15 protein-coding genes are annotated in these 16483 nt (G+C 36.1%); all 15 read right to left on the bottom strand.

Annotation, left to right across the window (positions count from 1 at the left end; genetic code table 11):
• Positions 1 to 164: 164 nt before the first annotated feature.
• The 15 genes from ACFSTA_RS06350 to ACFSTA_RS06280 all read right to left on the bottom strand — a co-directional run bounded on the left by ACFSTA_RS06350 (position 165) and on the right by ACFSTA_RS06280 (position 16439).
• Positions 165 to 1118, bottom strand: coding sequence for an ABC transporter permease (locus tag ACFSTA_RS06350; RefSeq protein WP_377555758.1), 954 nt, complete (start codon positions 1116 to 1118; stop codon positions 165 to 167).
• Positions 1115 to 2167 (bottom strand): ABC transporter permease, encoded by a 1053-nt coding sequence (locus tag ACFSTA_RS06345; RefSeq protein WP_377555757.1) that lies wholly within the window; start codon positions 2165 to 2167, stop codon positions 1115 to 1117. The genes ACFSTA_RS06350 and ACFSTA_RS06345 overlap by 4 nt, the downstream gene beginning before the upstream one ends.
• The gene (locus ACFSTA_RS06340) at positions 2154 to 3695 is read right to left on the bottom strand and encodes an ABC transporter ATP-binding protein (protein WP_377555756.1); all 1542 of its coding nucleotides are present in this window, start codon (positions 3693 to 3695) and stop codon (positions 2154 to 2156) included. The genes ACFSTA_RS06345 and ACFSTA_RS06340 overlap by 14 nt, the downstream gene beginning before the upstream one ends.
• A gap of 142 nt (positions 3696 to 3837) precedes the next feature.
• Positions 3838 to 4944 (bottom strand): BMP family lipoprotein, encoded by a 1107-nt coding sequence (locus ACFSTA_RS06335; protein WP_377555755.1) that lies wholly within the window; start codon positions 4942 to 4944, stop codon positions 3838 to 3840.
• A 105-nt stretch (positions 4945 to 5049) separates the two neighbouring features.
• Positions 5050 to 5775 carry a GntR family transcriptional regulator gene (locus ACFSTA_RS06330; protein ID WP_377555754.1) on the bottom strand — a complete coding sequence of 242 codons (726 nt, stop codon included), beginning with the start codon at positions 5773 to 5775 and terminating at the stop codon, positions 5050 to 5052.
• A 258-nt stretch (positions 5776 to 6033) separates the two neighbouring features.
• Positions 6034 to 8319, bottom strand: coding sequence for an FtsK/SpoIIIE family DNA translocase (locus ACFSTA_RS06325; protein ID WP_377555753.1), 2286 nt, complete (start codon positions 8317 to 8319; stop codon positions 6034 to 6036).
• 143 nt (positions 8320 to 8462) lie between these two features.
• Positions 8463 to 8669: a YlzJ-like family protein gene (locus tag ACFSTA_RS06320; protein WP_377555752.1), complete on the bottom strand. Its 207-nt coding sequence runs from the start codon at positions 8667 to 8669 to the stop codon at positions 8463 to 8465.
• Positions 8666 to 9403, bottom strand: coding sequence for a ClpP family protease (locus tag ACFSTA_RS06315; protein ID WP_377555751.1), 738 nt, complete (start codon positions 9401 to 9403; stop codon positions 8666 to 8668). Before ACFSTA_RS06315 ends, ACFSTA_RS06320 begins: the two co-directional genes overlap by 4 nt.
• A gap of 106 nt (positions 9404 to 9509) precedes the next feature.
• On the bottom strand, positions 9510 to 10373 hold the full coding sequence (dapA, locus tag ACFSTA_RS06310) for a 4-hydroxy-tetrahydrodipicolinate synthase (RefSeq protein ID WP_377555750.1): 864 nt from the start codon (positions 10371 to 10373) through the stop codon (positions 9510 to 9512).
• Between the two features lie 6 nt (positions 10374 to 10379).
• Complete coding sequence (gene dapG, locus ACFSTA_RS06305) at positions 10380 to 11630, bottom strand: aspartate kinase (protein WP_377555749.1); 1251 nt, start codon at positions 11628 to 11630, stop codon at positions 10380 to 10382.
• A 197-nt stretch (positions 11631 to 11827) separates the two neighbouring features.
• Complete coding sequence (gene asd / locus ACFSTA_RS06300; RefSeq protein ID WP_377555748.1) at positions 11828 to 12874, bottom strand: aspartate-semialdehyde dehydrogenase; 1047 nt, start codon at positions 12872 to 12874, stop codon at positions 11828 to 11830.
• A gap of 283 nt (positions 12875 to 13157) precedes the next feature.
• The gene (dpaB, locus tag ACFSTA_RS06295; protein ID WP_377555746.1) at positions 13158 to 13748 is read right to left on the bottom strand and encodes a dipicolinate synthase subunit B; all 591 of its coding nucleotides are present in this window, start codon (positions 13746 to 13748) and stop codon (positions 13158 to 13160) included.
• Positions 13745 to 14632, bottom strand: a complete 888-nt coding sequence (gene dpaA / locus ACFSTA_RS06290) for a dipicolinic acid synthetase subunit A (RefSeq protein WP_377555745.1) — start codon at positions 14630 to 14632, stop codon at positions 13745 to 13747. Before dpaA ends, dpaB begins: the two co-directional genes overlap by 4 nt.
• 275 nt (positions 14633 to 14907) lie before the next feature.
• Complete coding sequence (locus tag ACFSTA_RS06285) at positions 14908 to 15141, bottom strand: YlmC/YmxH family sporulation protein (protein WP_377555744.1); 234 nt, start codon at positions 15139 to 15141, stop codon at positions 14908 to 14910.
• 74 nt (positions 15142 to 15215) lie between these two features.
• Positions 15216 to 16439 carry a M16 family metallopeptidase gene (locus ACFSTA_RS06280; RefSeq protein ID WP_377555743.1) on the bottom strand — a complete coding sequence of 408 codons (1224 nt, stop codon included), beginning with the start codon at positions 16437 to 16439 and terminating at the stop codon, positions 15216 to 15218.
• Between the last annotated feature and the right edge of the window lie 44 nt (positions 16440 to 16483).

Here is a 16483-nt window from a genome sequence, read left to right as displayed (position 1 = left end):
TGGAGCCTATTTTATAATAAACTTGGTTAAATGCTACTTGTAAAAATTTTGAAATTGCGGTAGGTGTATTAGAGTTACTCAAAAACTTGAAAAAAGTATTTGACATTGTACGCTAGACCATAAAAAAACTGATTTGCAATAAGATGCAAATCAGTTTTTTAACTTTATCGACTACCTTTAATATATGGTACACCGTTAGCACGTGGAGCTTCTGCACGACCGATAAATCCTGCAAGTGCTAGAATTGTAAGTACGTATGGTGCGATTAACAAGAATACTTCAGGAATATCTTGTAATATCGGCACACTTCCACCTACTACACTTAAACTTTGTGCAAATCCGAAAAACAATGCTGCACCCATCGCTCCAAGTGGGTGCCATTTTCCGAAAATAACCGCAGCTAAAGCCATAAACCCTTGTCCAACGATTGTTGAGTGTGAAAAGTTAGATACGATAGTTAACGCAAACACCGAACCACCTAGACCTCCTAAAGCGCCGGATAAAAGAACAGCAATATACCGCATTTTCGTAACACTAATCCCATTTGTATCAGCCGCCATCGGATGCTCTCCCACCGCTCGAAGTCGCAAACCAAATGGGGTTTTATATAGTACATACCAAGCAACAAAAGCTAAAATAATGGCGACATATGATGTAACATAAATGCCCTGGAAGAAAATTGGTCCGATTATAGGTATATTAGCTAGAAATCCAAGATCTTGCGTATAAAACGGTTGTTGGACCATGTCAGTTTGCCCTTTTCCGTACCATACTTTTGTTAAATAAATACCTATTCCCAATGCCAACATATTAATCGCAACACCACTCACAACCTGATTCGCTTGTAATGAGACAGATGCTACTGCATGGATAATTGAAAACGCAGCAGAAACAAGTGCAGCAACAATAATAGATAGCCAAGGTGTCCAAGCACCAAAAACATCAGCAAATGCCAGGTTGAATACGATTCCAACAAAGGCTCCCATAACCATTAAGCCTTCTAAACCAATATTTACTACTCCAGATCGTTCACTGAATACTCCGCCCAAAGCTGTCAATATTAAGGGTGCAGAATAAAACAAAACTGTTGGAATAATTGACTGTAGTAAATCCATCACTTATCCCCCTCCTTTTTAAAGCGAAGTAATATCCAACGAATTAAATAGCTTGATGCCACAAAGAAAATAATTAATGCAATAATAATATCTACTAGTTCAGTTGGAACCCCCGCACCTGTAGGCATCTCACCTGCGCCTTCTTTTAGTACTCCGAAAAGAATAGCAGCTAGAATAACACCGAAAGGATTATTAGCACCTAATAAAGCAACAGCAATTCCATCAAATCCTAAATTAGTAAATCCAGACATGACAGAGATGGTTCCATAAGTTCCTAACCCTTCCATTGCTCCAGCTAAACCAGCAAAACCACCAGCAATAACCATAGATAGAATGATGTTTTTACTTACATTCATACCAGCATACTTTGAGGCATGTTGGTTAAATCCAACTGCTTTTAGTTCATAACCGATAGTCGTCCTTTCAATTAAAAACCACATAATCACTGCAGCAAATACAGCAATTAATATCCCATAGTGCATTCTAGAGAAGTATGTTAAGCTTTGTAACCACTCTGAAGCAAGGGAAGCAGTAGGTGCAATATGATCTGTAGTAGTACTTTGTTCTGTTAATACACTTCTAATAATAGCATTCGTGCTAAATAAGGCTATATAATTTAACATGATCGTAACGATTACTTCGTGTACACCAATCTTTGCTTTAAGTAATCCTGGGATAAATCCCCAAAGTCCACCAGCAATTGCTCCCATGATAATGGCTAGTGGCAAATGGATAATCATTGGCGCATCTATTGCTAACCCAACCCAAACGGCAGCTAGCCAACCAACGATTACTTGTCCTTCCGCTCCAATATTAAATAATCCTGATTTAAATGCAAACGCAACTGCTAAACCAGTTAATATTAATGGTGTTATGCGTCTTATCGTTTCTCCTAAAGTAAAAGCGTCACCAAACGCACCAGCCCAAAGTGAAGCATAAGCCTCAATTGGGTTATGACCGGATATAAGCATGATAATTGCTCCAACAATTAAACCTAATATAACTGATATAATAGGAACCAAAATCCCGAATAATTTATTATTTGCTGTCATGGGACTCACCTGCCTTACTAACCTGACTTCCAGCCATTAATAGACCTAATTCTTGCTCAGTTGTATCCTCTGGATTAACATTGGCAACAATTTTACCATCAAACATAACCGCTATTCGATCACTAACATCCAATATTTCATCCAGTTCAAACGAAATAAGTAAAACAGCCTTTCCTTTATCTCGTTCTTCGATTAATTTTTTATGAATAAATTCAATTGCTCCTACATCAAGACCCCTTGTTGGCTGTGCAGCAATTAATAAATCAGGTGAACGGTCTACTTCACGACCAATGATAGCTTTTTGTTGATTCCCACCAGAAAGAGCACGTGCTGGCGTATTTTCACTTGGAGTACGAACATCATATTCCTTTATTAGCTTTCTCGCCTTATCATATATCTCTTTGTAGTTTAAGACCGAAGCTTTTGAATAAGGTTTTTGATAATAAGTTTGAAGTACGATATTTGCACCAATTGGATAATCAAGAACAAGCCCATATTTGTGGCGGTCCTGTGGAATATGTCCTACTCCACTTTCCGTTACTTTTCTCGGACTCTTATTTGTAAGGTCTTTTCCATTTAATGTAATGGAACCAGAAGTTGATTTTCTTAGACCTGTCAAAGCTTCTATTAATTCCGTTTGCCCATTACCATCAATTCCAGCGATACCTACGATTTCTCCAGCCTTTATTTCAAGATCCAATCCTTTAACTAAATCTACTTTTCTCACATCTTTTACAAAGAGATTGTTAATTGTAAGAACTGTTTCTTTCGGTTCTGCTTTCTTCTTCTCGGTATGGAAGCTCACTTCTCTTCCAACCATTAAAGAAGCTAATTCATTAGTAGTTGTGTTTGCTACATCAACTGTACCTATCCCTTTACCTTTTCGAATAACCGTACATTGATCACACACTTCCATAATCTCTTTTAGTTTATGAGTAATTAAGATAATTGACTTACCCTCATTCACTAGCGAACGCATAATTTCCATTAACTCATTTATTTCTTGTGGTGTTAAAACAGCGGTAGGTTCATCAAAAATTAATACATCAGCACCACGATAAAGTGTTTTTAGAATCTCTACACGCTGTTGCATTCCTACTGAAATGTCACTTATTTTCGCAGTCGGATCTACTTTTAAACCATATCGATCAGAGAGTTCTTGAATCTCTTTTTCTGCCTTTTTTGTATTGATGTTACCCATTTTTGTTTTTGGTTCACTACCTAAAATAATATTTTGAGTAACCGTAAAAGGCTCAACTAACATAAAATGCTGATGTACCATACCAATTCCTAAGTCATTTGCGATATTAGGGTTGGTTATATGTACCTTTTCCCCTTTTACGCGAATTTCCCCTTTTTCCGGCTGATACAATCCGAATAAAACATTCATTAAGGTTGATTTACCTGCACCATTCTCACCGAGTAGCGCATGAATTTCCCCCTTTTTCACTTGAACTGTAATGTTATCGTTTGCAACAATACCAGGAAACTCTTTTCGTATATTCAACATTTCTATTACATAATCCACGTAACACTCACCCCTTTTTGGAGAAAAATAAAATTATAAATATATAAAATCACCAAATGAAAAGGACAGCATCGTATCCTCTTCAGTTGAAGATTTTATTGAGTAGAAAAGGCTGAGTAACTCAGCCTTTTCCATATGCATCTTAAAGTGCATCAATAAACGCTTCTGTTTCTTCACGCGTTTGAGGTACTTCAACTTCACCATCTAGTATTTTATCTTCCCATTCTTGAACTGCATTAATAATTTCTTCAGTCATGGCTTCTGAGTTTGTTGTAGCTACGTCAATTCCGTCTTCTTCAAGGCCAAATTCAAGTGTTTTTCCACCAGGAAATTCACCATTCATTGCTTGATTGGTTACTTCTTGAACCGCAACGTCAACACGTTTAACCATTGAAGTTAGTGTTACATTATGGTCACCGATTGCACCTTCTTCATACTGGTCACGGTCAACACCAATTACCCAAATATCACGGTCTGGATCATTTTGTTTAATATCTTTTGCTTGGTTAAACACACCATTTCCAGTACCACCAGAAGCATGGTAAATGATATCAATCCCGTTATCATACATTGTCGAAGCAATGATTTTACCTTTAGCGGCATCACCGAAAGAAGCAGCATATTCTACTTCAATTTCAATATCCGGGTTTACAGATTTCGCACCCGCAATAAATCCAGATTCGAATTTATTGATTAGCGGTGAATCAATTCCACCAACAAAACCAAGTTTGTTTGTACTCGTTTTATGTGCTGCTGCCACTCCAACTAAGAATGAACCAATATGTTCTTTAAATGTGATACTAACACCATTTGGAGCGTCAATCATATCATCAACTAAAGCGAAGTTAGTGTCTGGATTTTGATCAGCAATTTTTTGTAAGTCCTCTTTCAATTCAAAACCTATACCAAAAATTAGATCATACTCATCACGCACTAGACGGCTAAGGTTTGGAATATATTCAGATTTATCATTTGATTGAGCATAATCGAAGCCTTCTCCTTTAGAAAAACCGTTTTCCTCTCCCCATGCTTTCAATCCTTCCCAAGCAGACTGGTTGAACGACTTATCGTCAACTCCACCAATATCTGTTACCATGGCTGCACTGAAATCACCAGCTTCTTCTTCATTAGCTGCACCGTCGCCATTGTTACCTTCGTTGGCGTTATCTTCATCTTCAGCACCGCCACAAGCTGCTAATAACATTCCTAGACTTAATAATAATGCGAATAATAATGTAAACTTTTTCAATGTAATTGCCTCCTTTTAATCTAATTCCCTATTATCTTGTGATAAATAAAACTTCGTATTCTTCCTCTGTTGCAATCACCTCCTAAAATGAATGATAGAAATCGATTACAAGCGCTTTCTTAAAACGTAAAAACTAAATACATCAGAACGGAAGTAGTTAGATGAATATAAAACTGGTTCATCGTCTTCCGTATAATGCATCTGCTTAAGGAGTAATAAAGGTTGCTCCGGGTTACAATTTAAAATTTTATAAATACGTTCATGATAGCTAATTGGTTCAATGTATGTAACAGCATAAGTGACACGTTTGTTTGCATGTTCTTCCATTAATTTAAATAATGAATCTTCATTCTTCAATTGATCTAGAGGAATGTACCCTTCTGGAACCTTATCAATACAAAAAACAACCGGATGGTCATCAGCAGTACGTACTCTTTCAATCATTGCAAGTGTTTTAATATTTTTTGGCGAAAATGTAATTCGTTCTTCTTCTGTTGGATCGACAATATCAGTTGATAAATAATAAGATCCAGGGTTCTTTCCGAATTGTTCAATCATATCTGTAACACTTGTTAACTGTTCAATCCCTGATGAAAACATTGGTTTTTGATTTACAAATGTTCCTACACCATGTCGTCTAGTTACTACATTATCTTCTTCCAGAATTCGTAAAGCTTCTCTTAACGTGGCTCTTGATACCCCTAAGTTTTTGGCTAATTCAAATTCTGAAGGCAATTTTTGTTTTGCTTTATAGGAACCGTTTTCAATATCACGTTTAATTTCATCTATAACTTGGAGATATAAGTGACGTGAATCGGCCTTGATCGACATGAAATCCCCCCTAATTACATTTGTATATTTCCAGAGAGATCTGACCTCTGACGTTTGACTATTTTTGCCTCAATAAGCATATCATTTTTCTAGTAATAAATAAATAGTTAAATGACAAATTTCTCTATAAATTCATAAAAAAATGTCGTAATTTGTAGGAGAATATTCATAAAAAATGGACAATTAAAATCTGAATGAGTTATTCAAATTAACTGTCCATTTCTATATTCTTATTAGAATTCACATTAATACTCGTAACTATGAGGACTTCTCTTCACTTACCTGAGAGACTAATACCGTTCTTGGTTTACTTCCTTCATAAGGTCCTACAATTCCTCGATCCTCCATCGCATCAATTAGCCTTGCAGCCCTCGTATATCCAATTCTAAATCTACGTTGTAGCATGGAGACGCTTGCACTCTGCATTTCAATAATCATCTGTACTGCGTCATCATATAATTCATCGTCGACTTCCATTTGCGTTTCACTTACATCTTCAGGTATCATTTCCTCTTGATACGATGCTTTTTGTTGTTCAATACAATGATCAACAATTCTTTCCACTTCTTCATCTGAAAGAAATGCCCCTTGTACACGTGTAGGTTTAGAAGCACCAACTGGTACAAATAGCATATCTCCCCGCCCTAATAATTTCTCAGCTCCTCCGGAATCTAAGATTGTCCGAGAATCTGTAGCTGATGAAACGCTAAATGCTATTCTAGATGGAATATTGGCTTTAATAACACCAGTAATGACATCTACTGAAGGACGCTGTGTAGCAATAATTAAATGAATTCCTGCAGCACGCGCCATTTGAGCAAGTCTCGTAATGGAATCTTCCACATCACTAGAAGCAACCATCATGAGGTCGGCTAACTCATCAACGAGAACAACAATGTAAGGTAGATTAGGTTGAGCCTCAGATTCCTCGGCTGTTTGATTATATTTGCGAATATATTCGTTATAACCTTCAATGTTTCGAGTTCCTGTATCTGAAAATAACTCATATCTTCTTTCCATCTCAGCAACTACTTTTTTCAATGCTTGTGATGCTTTCTTAGGATCCGTAACTACAGGTGCAAGAAGGTGTGGGATCCCATTATATACATTTAATTCAACCTTTTTAGGATCTATCATCATCATCTTAACTTCATGTGGTTTTGCACGCATTAAAATGGTAGTTATTATTCCGTTTACACAAACACTTTTCCCACTACCCGTTGCCCCAGCAATTAGTAAATGTGGCATTTTATTTAATTCTGCTACCACGGCATCACCAGAGATGTCTCGACCTAATGCGAATAATAGCTTAGATGACTGGTTGTGCACAATACTATCTAGTACCTCTCTTAAAGAAACCATAGCAACTTCATTATTGGGAACCTCAATTCCGACAGCAGATTTACCTGGTATCGGTGCCTCAATTCGAATATCCTTTGCAGCTAGTGCAAGTGCCAAATCATCATGTAAATTAACTATTTTACTAACCTTTACTCCAGCTTCTGGATAAACTTCATATTTCGTAACAGCAGGTCCAACATTTACCTTTGTTACTCTCGCCTTTACTCCAAAACTATGAAATGTTTTTTCCAACTTTTTTACTGTTGCTTGAATTTGCGACTTCTCCTGGTGCTGTGAGTTCACTGTTGGTTCAGCTAATAATGTTGGCGACGGGAGGATATATTCATAGTTTTCAGGTTCCGTCATTGGTAGATTTTGTAGTAACCCCTCGTCCAATGCATCACTTTCCGTATCACTCTTATTATTTTCATCCACTGCTTCTTTAGGACCAGTTTGGTTGTTACTATCAAACGCATAGGTTACATCTGGAAAATCCTGAATATCTGGTTCCGTAGATGTAATCTGTTCTTGCTCCATAAAATCTTTTACATCAATCTCTGTATCTATTTCTTTCTTTTTGCTACGAGACTCCTGCCACTTGTCTTTTAGTTTATGTACGAGTTCTTTCCATTTTTTCATCGTTTGAGAGAAAAAGTCTCCTATTGAAAACTCTGTAAGAAAAATGAGTCCAATAATTAGAGAAAAGAAAACAATTATTCCTGCTCCAACTGATGAAAATAAATAGTAACAAAAGGCAAACATAAACGCTCCAAGCATGCCCCCACCAGTTTGAGCTGCTGTACCTTGTCCATTGATGAAAGCGAAAAAGTTATTCCAAGTAGCTTTAATAATTGATGTATCTGTAGAAGTAACCATTAAACTCTCCATCGTCTGTATATGTGTTAAAAGTAAAATACCAACAAAGAAAATATAGAACCCTATCATTTTCTTATGGCCAAAGTTTGGATAACGCCGCTTCACAACTAGAATAACGCCAGTAATTAGTAGAAATATAGATGCAACAAAATACCAGATCCCTAAAACGAATCTAAAAATATGTTCTAGTCCACCTGGGATAGCACCATCACTAATGACACTAGCACCACTTCCGAAAATAGCTAGAAATATAAATAAGAGTCCCAACAACTCAAATTTAACTTGTTTTTTCAATTTGCTTTTTCTTTTTTTTCGTTTTTTAGCCATAATTTCACCTCTGTTATAGTCGAACAGTATATAGAGCAGAGTAAACCCTTACCAGGAAATAGGCAAGGGTTTACTCTTAGTAGTCATTATTTTTAGTATAACATATATTCTTCTTTTAATAATACTTGAGAAATAACTTTTCCTTATTTTAATAATGTACCAGGTGTGTAATTAGCATCTAAAAAATCCTGGGGGTTTGTAGATAACAATTGAAGTAATTGATACGTACCGTCATTGTTTCTTTCTACAAAAACTTGCTTCCCGTTATAGGAAATACATTCTCGGTTATTACTCTCTCCAGGATCATGAGGGAAAATATCTGATTCAGATAACGGTGTATATAAAATCATTGGATAACCTCCTGCTGGCTACTTTTTGTACTATTAATTAGTTCATTGACCTTTTCCATGGCTTCTTTAACACCACCAACGCCATCAATTAACCCAAAATCAACAGCATCATTACCCACAACATTCGTTCCGATATCCCGTGTTAAATTTCCTTTAGCAAACATTAAATCTTTAAATTTTTCCTCTTTAATATTGGAGTGACTTATAACAAAATTTATCACTCTTTCTTGCATCTTGTCCAAATACTCAAATGTCTGTGGAACACCTATAACAAGACCAGTTAATCGAACAGGATGTATTGTCATGGTTGCTGTAGGAACGATGAATGAATGATTAGCTGAAACTGCAATTGGTACCCCTATAGAATGACCTCCACCTAATACGATAGAAACGGTTGGTTTGGATAAAGATGAAATCATTTCAGATAGGGCTAGTCCCGCTTCAACATCTCCACCTACCGTGTTGAGCAATATTACCAAACCCTCTATTTTAGGGTTTTGTTCAATTGCAACTAATTGAGGTAGTAAATGCTCATACTTGGTAGTTTTATTTTGTGGAGGTAGTTGAATATGACCTTCAATTTGTCCAACTATCGATAGTACATGTATATTAGAATCAGGTGCCTGTGGTACATTAGTTTGTCCTAATGATTGTATCTTTTGCACCAAAGATGATGGGTTTGATGATTGATCCTCTTGTGGTTTAGTTTCTTTTTTTTCCATGTCTTTGTCCATAAAACGACACTCCCTTTTACGTTATAAAAGTAGTATTATCGTAAAATGTTCAATACATGCATAAAAGAAAGATATCGGTAACTAACCGATATCTTTTCTTATCCTTTTATTCTAAAATATCTTTTAATTCGTTTACTTCTTCTTCCGTTAACGGCACCAATGGTAATCGTACACCACCAACATCTAATCCTTTAAGACGTAATGCCGTCTTTACAGGAGTTGGCGACGGTGAACGGAATAAGCTGTTCATTATTGGTAATAATTTACGGTGCAGTGTCGCAGCTTCCTTATTATCACCAGCGAGGAAAGAATTAATCATTGTCTGCATTTCAGTTCCAATTATATGAGAAGCAACAGATACAACTCCATCAGCACCAACAGCTAACATTGGGAGAGTTAAACCGTCATCACCAGAGTATAAAGTAAAGTCGTCATCTGTTTTTTCAATTATTTCAGCAACTTGATCTAAATCACCACTTGCTTCTTTTACAGATACAATATTGTCTATTTTACTTAGACGAATAATTGTTTCAGCAGACATTTTCACCACAGATCTCCCTGGGATATTATAGAGCATAACTGGTAATGTAGTTTCTTTTGCTACCGAAAGAAAATGCTCATACAAACCACGTTGGTTAGGCTTATTATAGTATGGTGCAACCAACATAACTCCATCAACACCACATTCTTGTGCTTTTTTCGTTAATGCAATGGAAGCTGCGGTATTATTGCTACCAGTTCCAGCAATTACTGGCACCCTTTTATTAACAACGTCTACAACATGTTTAAATAATTTCACTTTCTCATCCGTTGACAAAGTTGGAGATTCACCTGTTGTACCGGCAATTACTAGACCATCTGTTCCATTTTCTAATAAATGTTCAACTAATTCACTTGTTTTTTCTAAATCAATATTACCGTCCTGTTCAAAGGGTGTAATCATTGCTGTAAGAACCTTACCGAAATCCATTTACATTCACCTTTCTATTATAAAATCCTGAACTTTCATATTTATTTTACTCAACTTGAATACATCGTGCAAAGCATTTACAGCAGTAATAAGGTCTTTTTCATGAATAAGAACCCAGATTGTTGTATGACTATCTGCAGATTGTAGGATTTGCACTCCTTCGTTTGTTAACGCCTTAACAATTTGAGAAGCAATGCCAGGAATCCCAGTCATACCTGCACCAACCACAGACACCTTGGCACAATTTGCTGTAACCTCAGGATGGAAGCCGAGCATTTCCAATACCTCTACCGCTCGATTCGCTAACATATTTGGAACGGTATAAATAACACCAGTTGGTGAAATATTTATAAAATCAACAGATATACCTGCATCAGCCATTGATTTGAAAACTTCCGATTGATAACGATAAGCTTCCTCTTTTGTATGAACTTTTAATTGCGTGATGGATGACATGTGTGCAATTCCAGTTACAGGCCGATCTGAAATCTCCTGATCAAATTGTTTTGTTCTTGAACCGGTGACAAGTGTTCCACCATCTTGAGCATAAGTAGACCTGACCCGAATCGGGATTTTCGCCTGCATTGCGATCTCCACAGCCCTTGGGTGTATAACTTTTGCACCTTGATACGCCAAGTTGCAAATTTCTGTGTACGTTACCACATCTAATGGTTGAGCAGATTTAACTACGCGAGGGTCTGCAGTCATAATCCCATTTACATCCGTGAAAATTTCAACTCTTTCTGCATCTAATGCTGCACCAAGAGCTACCGCAGATGTATCACTTCCACCACGCCCGATAGTTGTAATTTCACCTGTTTCTGTTTGTCCCTGAAACCCTGCTACAACTACAACATCACGTGTTCTCAATTCATTTTGTATGCGTTTTGGATTTACACTTTTTATTTTCGCTCTATTATAATCCATATTTGTTACAAATCCTGCCTGTGATCCCGTTAAAGCAATTGCATCAATATGATTTTTTTGTAATTCATTTGATAGTACTACGGAAGCAATTGTTTCACCACATGACATGAGTAAATCCAATTCTCGTTTGGAATTATAATTTGCAGGAAAGTTTACAAGCTTTAAAAGGGTATCTGTAGCGTATGGATCTGGACTTCTACCTAGTGCAGACACTACGACAACTAGTTTAAGATTATTTGATAGGGCTATTTTTATATGCTTTAATACATGGCATCTACTTTTTTCATTTTGTACAGAAGTCCCGCCAAATTTTTGAACTAATATCTGCACATTATTACACCTCTACCTTAATTTAACTAGATTTTTTAAAGGCTGTTTTTCTGAAAGGTTGTTGCTTTTATCAAGCAAAAGAATCTTAGTAATTTATATAAACTGTGGCATAACTTCGCCCAGAAAACTGCTATGGAAATATACTATACGCTAGAATTAGCAACAAGCTATGCGAAAAGAGCCAAATAAAAAAGAAATTATAACCAATTATTTGCTATTAGTCTTTGGGCAATTTGAACAGAATTCCATGCGGCGCCTTTTATTAAATTATCTGAGACAACCCACAAATGAAAGCCATTTTCGTGATCTAAGTCTTTTCTTACACGACCTACAAAAACTTCTTCCTTATTTGCTGCACTTATTGGTGTTGGATAAGTCTGCGTACGAGGATCATCTTCTAAAATAACACCCTCTGCTTCCCCAAGAACCTTCCACAAATCTTCTACCGACAATCCATCTTTATTTACTTCAATATAAACACTTTCGGCATGGGAAGTGAAAAATGGTAATCTTACGCAAGTTGCTATTACTGCCAATTCCGGTGCATGCATTATCTTTTTTGTCTCATTAATCATCTTCATTTCTTCGAACGTATATCCATTCTCTTGAAATACATCGATTTGTGGTAATGCATTAAAGGCAATCGGATAATGTTTTTTATCTCCCTTTACAGGTAGTATTTCAGCTTGCATTTCTTCCCCATTTAAAAATTGTTTTGATTGCTTTTCTAATTCTACATTTGCTTGATTTCCTGCTCCAGAAACAGCTTGATACGTTGAAACAATTACACGTGATAAACCAAATTTATCTTGGATTGGTTTTAACGCAGTGACCATTTGAATCGTAGAACAATTAGGGTTTGCAATAATACCTTGATGTGTTGCAATATCCGCTTCGTTTACTTCAGGAACAACTAATGGAACGTTTTCATCCATACGATATGCACTCGTATTATCTACAACAACAGCTCCTTGTTTAACTGCTGATGGTGCAAATCGCTTTGACACACTACCTCCAGCAGAGAATAAAGCAATGTCGACACCTTTAAAACTATCATCTGTTGCTTCTTCTACGGTAATTTCTTCATTTTTGAATATCAGTTTTTTACCTGCTGATCGTTTGGAAGAAAGAAGTTTTAATTCATTTATTGGAAAATCTTTTTCCTCTAATAATGTTACAATTTTTTCTCCTACTGCACCTGTTGCTCCAACTACTGCTATATTATACTCTTTTCTTTCAGCCATAGTGCCTACTCCTTTCTCGTACTACAATAAATTGAACCTTCATTCAGTGGGGTGCTAAGTCTACAGAATGTAGGTCATGCAGACGTTGCCACAGGAAGTGGCGGGTTTAGTCTGCGTTTCTCTATCCTCACTGAATTTTGTACCGCAAAGGTATGACCTAAATGCCCTTGAACGAATGGAACATTTATGTTTCCTCAAAGTTCAAAGTCTTGAATTGGGACTTTATTTCACGTTACACGCGAAATAAAACTATAATCTATCATAAATACTAATTTTATCACATTTAGTTTAAATGAGGAACAATTACAGGTTGTAATTGATTTCTATCCAATGCAGCTTCTATTGCTTCTGGTAATAAGTCCATTTTAGCAACGAGTGAGTTTGGCTTTTTATATGGATCATCTTGACCATAAGGTATAAAGTAAATATATTTACTAGCCATTAAGCGCATTAAATTTACACCATTTAAACCTAGTGCATCATTTGTTGAAATACCTAAAACGACTGGATTTTGATTTCGCATAGTAGCTTTTGCTGCCATTAGCGGTGGAGAATCTGTCAAAGCATTGGCCAGCTTACTTAACGAATTACCAGTTAATGGCGCAATTACCATACAATCTAAAGGGTACTTAGGACCTAATGGCTCTGCTTCTGGCATGGTAGATATCACTCGTTTTCCGGTAATTGATTCAATCTTTTCAATGTGATCTTCTGCTTTTCCGAATTTAGTATCTGTATTCCTTACTGTATAGGAAACAATTGGTACAACTTCAGCACCTGTCTCCATAAGTCGTTCTAACTGTGGAAAAACATCATCATACGTGCAATGTGAACCTGTAAAACCAAAGCCAATTCGTTTTCCTTTTAGATTCATACATCTAACTCCTTCCGATCATTTAAAATTTGCGTGATAACATCGGCTAATATTTTTCCAGCCGTTTTTGGCGCAACAATACTAGGCAAACTTCGTGATAAAATTGCCTTTATGCCTCTCTGTTTAGCAAACTCAAAATCTGTTCCACCTGGTTTTGATGCTAAATCAATTATGAAAGCATGTGATGGAAGTTGTTGAATGGAGTCCTTATTAATTATTGGTGCCGGTATTGTATTAATTAAAATGTCACACTGACTCGTGTAATTAGCAAGATCATCTAAAGGAATTGCTGATAGTCCCATTTCTGTTATTCGAGCAATGTCCTTAATACTTCTAGCAGCAACAGATACTTTTGCACCAAGTGCAGAAAATTTATTAGCTACCGTATTGCCAACTCTGCCAAAGCCTGTTACTAATACTCGAGAGGAATGAATCGTGTAATCTGTATGTTCAATCGCCATCATAATAGTTCCTTCTGCAGTTGGAATAGAATTATAAATAGCAACATCATCACGGTCTAATAATGGAATTAACTCGGTATTTGTTTCCGTTGTTACATTCGTTAGATATTCATTTGTAATACCAGTAAAAACTATTGCTGATTGCTTTAAATTCCGAAACCACTCTTTCGTTAATAAGATATCTTGGTCTGAAAAAACGGTCTCAACATTGCCCTCCTTATCAGTCCCAGTTATAGGTAAAATGACAACATCCAACTTACTTAATTCCAGGTCAGCAAAATCCATTTGATTTAATCCCGTAAATCCTTGTTCTAATTTATCATAGCCAATAAGCATAATTTCTGTATCTGGTAACCTTTTTAACTGACGAATGAGTTCCAAATATCTTGCATCTCCACCTATCACTGCTATTAATCGTTTCATTCTTTAAACACCCTCCAAACAACTGTGTATCTTTGTGTTTATACAAAATGGAATAATTTACTCGAAAGATTTTACCACTTCTCAAATAACACTTTCTTTATAGCTTATGTTTGAAGAGCCTATTAGTGAATGGTAGTTAAGAAAAACGACAAAAAAGGCTAGTATCCTTATTACCGGAAACTAGCCTTTTTTGCAAACAGTTGAAAGTTCAACTCCTCCTGAATGACATATTCTCTTTTAAGATTTAGTGAAGTCAGTAAATGTCTCTGTTGGGATTAATCTACATCAATCATGATCATGTCTTCACCAATTTTGGTAATCGAATTCCAATAGATTTTCGTTTCTCCACCTTCTTTTTTTAAGCCGAACCATTTATAATTAGGCAATATAAATGATTCAATTTGACCTGTTCTTTCATCGATTTCTAAATCCGTTTGACCTAATATGCCTAGTCTCGAACCATGTTTGACATTGACAATTTCCTTCCCGCTAATGTCTTTATACCGCATATTTTAGCCTCCATTTACCTTCTTACTTCATGTATATGCAACATAAAAAAAGCCTATGTTTAAACATAGGCAATTTAAGTTAATACTTTTGGGGCAATTAATGCGGTTGATGGAGTGTTATCGAATATTTGCTTTATTACTTCTTGAATGGATGCATGGTTTACCGCATCAATCTCCGTAATCATTTCATCCAATGTACGATGTCGTTTTAACAATAATTCATTCTTCCCGTTACGACTCATTCGACTGTTCGTGCTTTCTAAGCTTAACATTAAACTTCCCTTTAATTGCTCTTTACTATTTTTTAATTCTTTATCAGATAATCCATTAGCTATTAATGTTTCCGTTGTTTTTTCGATCGTATCTTTTAATAAAGATAATTGATCCTTACCTGTTCCAGCATATATGGTGAGCATTCCACTATCCAAGAATGATGAGTGGTATGAAAAAACGGAATAAGCCAAACCTTGTTTTTCTCTTACCTCTTGGAATAACCGTGAACTCATACTTCCTCCTAGGACATTGTTCATAATGACAAGACTGTAAATATTTTCATGACCTACAGCTATTCCATTATATCCAATACATAAATGAGCTTGCTCGGTATCTTTGTTTCGTTCGATATGATTCGCCATAAAAGCAGGCTCAGAAATAGATTGTGGATTATTGGTTGATTCGTAAGCACCAAAATAACTTTCGACCTTACCAATAAATGATTCATCAACATTTCCAGCAACAGAAACAACGACATTTTCTGGTGTATAGCGTTCCTTAATATAGTTTCTAAGCGTTTGAGGCTTAAATGTCTTAAGCTGTTTTTCCGTACCAAGAATTGGGTACCCTAACGGATGTTCACCATAGGAAGCGCGGGCTAAAATATCGTGTACTATATCATCTGGCGTATCTTCATACATTTTTATTTCTTCATAAACAACCTTTTTTTCTCGTTCCATCTCTTCTTCATCAAAAGAAGAATTAAAAAACATATCTGCTAAAATTTCTAATGCGTACTCCTTATGCGTATCAATAACTTTTGCATAGTAACAAGTATATTCCTTGGAAGTGAATGCATTGACTTGGCCACCGATTGAGTCAAATGCTTCCGCAATATCCGTAGCAGATCTTGTCTCTGTACCCTTAAAAAACATATGTTCTAGAAAATGAGAAATACCATTATTAGCTTCATTCTCATTCCTTGATCCAGTTAAGACCCAAATACCGATTGTTACGGATCGAACAGATGGAATATTTTCTAGTACAACTCTAAGACCGTTTTTACTCGTATGTTTTTGTATCAATATGTTGCCTCCTATGTCTTTTAGCTTTCCTTATTCTAAGTATT

This window comes from Ornithinibacillus salinisoli, from assembly GCF_042684965.1.
Lineage (GTDB): Bacteria > Bacillota > Bacilli > Bacillales > Amphibacillaceae > Ornithinibacillus > Ornithinibacillus salinisoli.
This window is presented reverse-complemented; position numbering and strand designations above follow the sequence as displayed.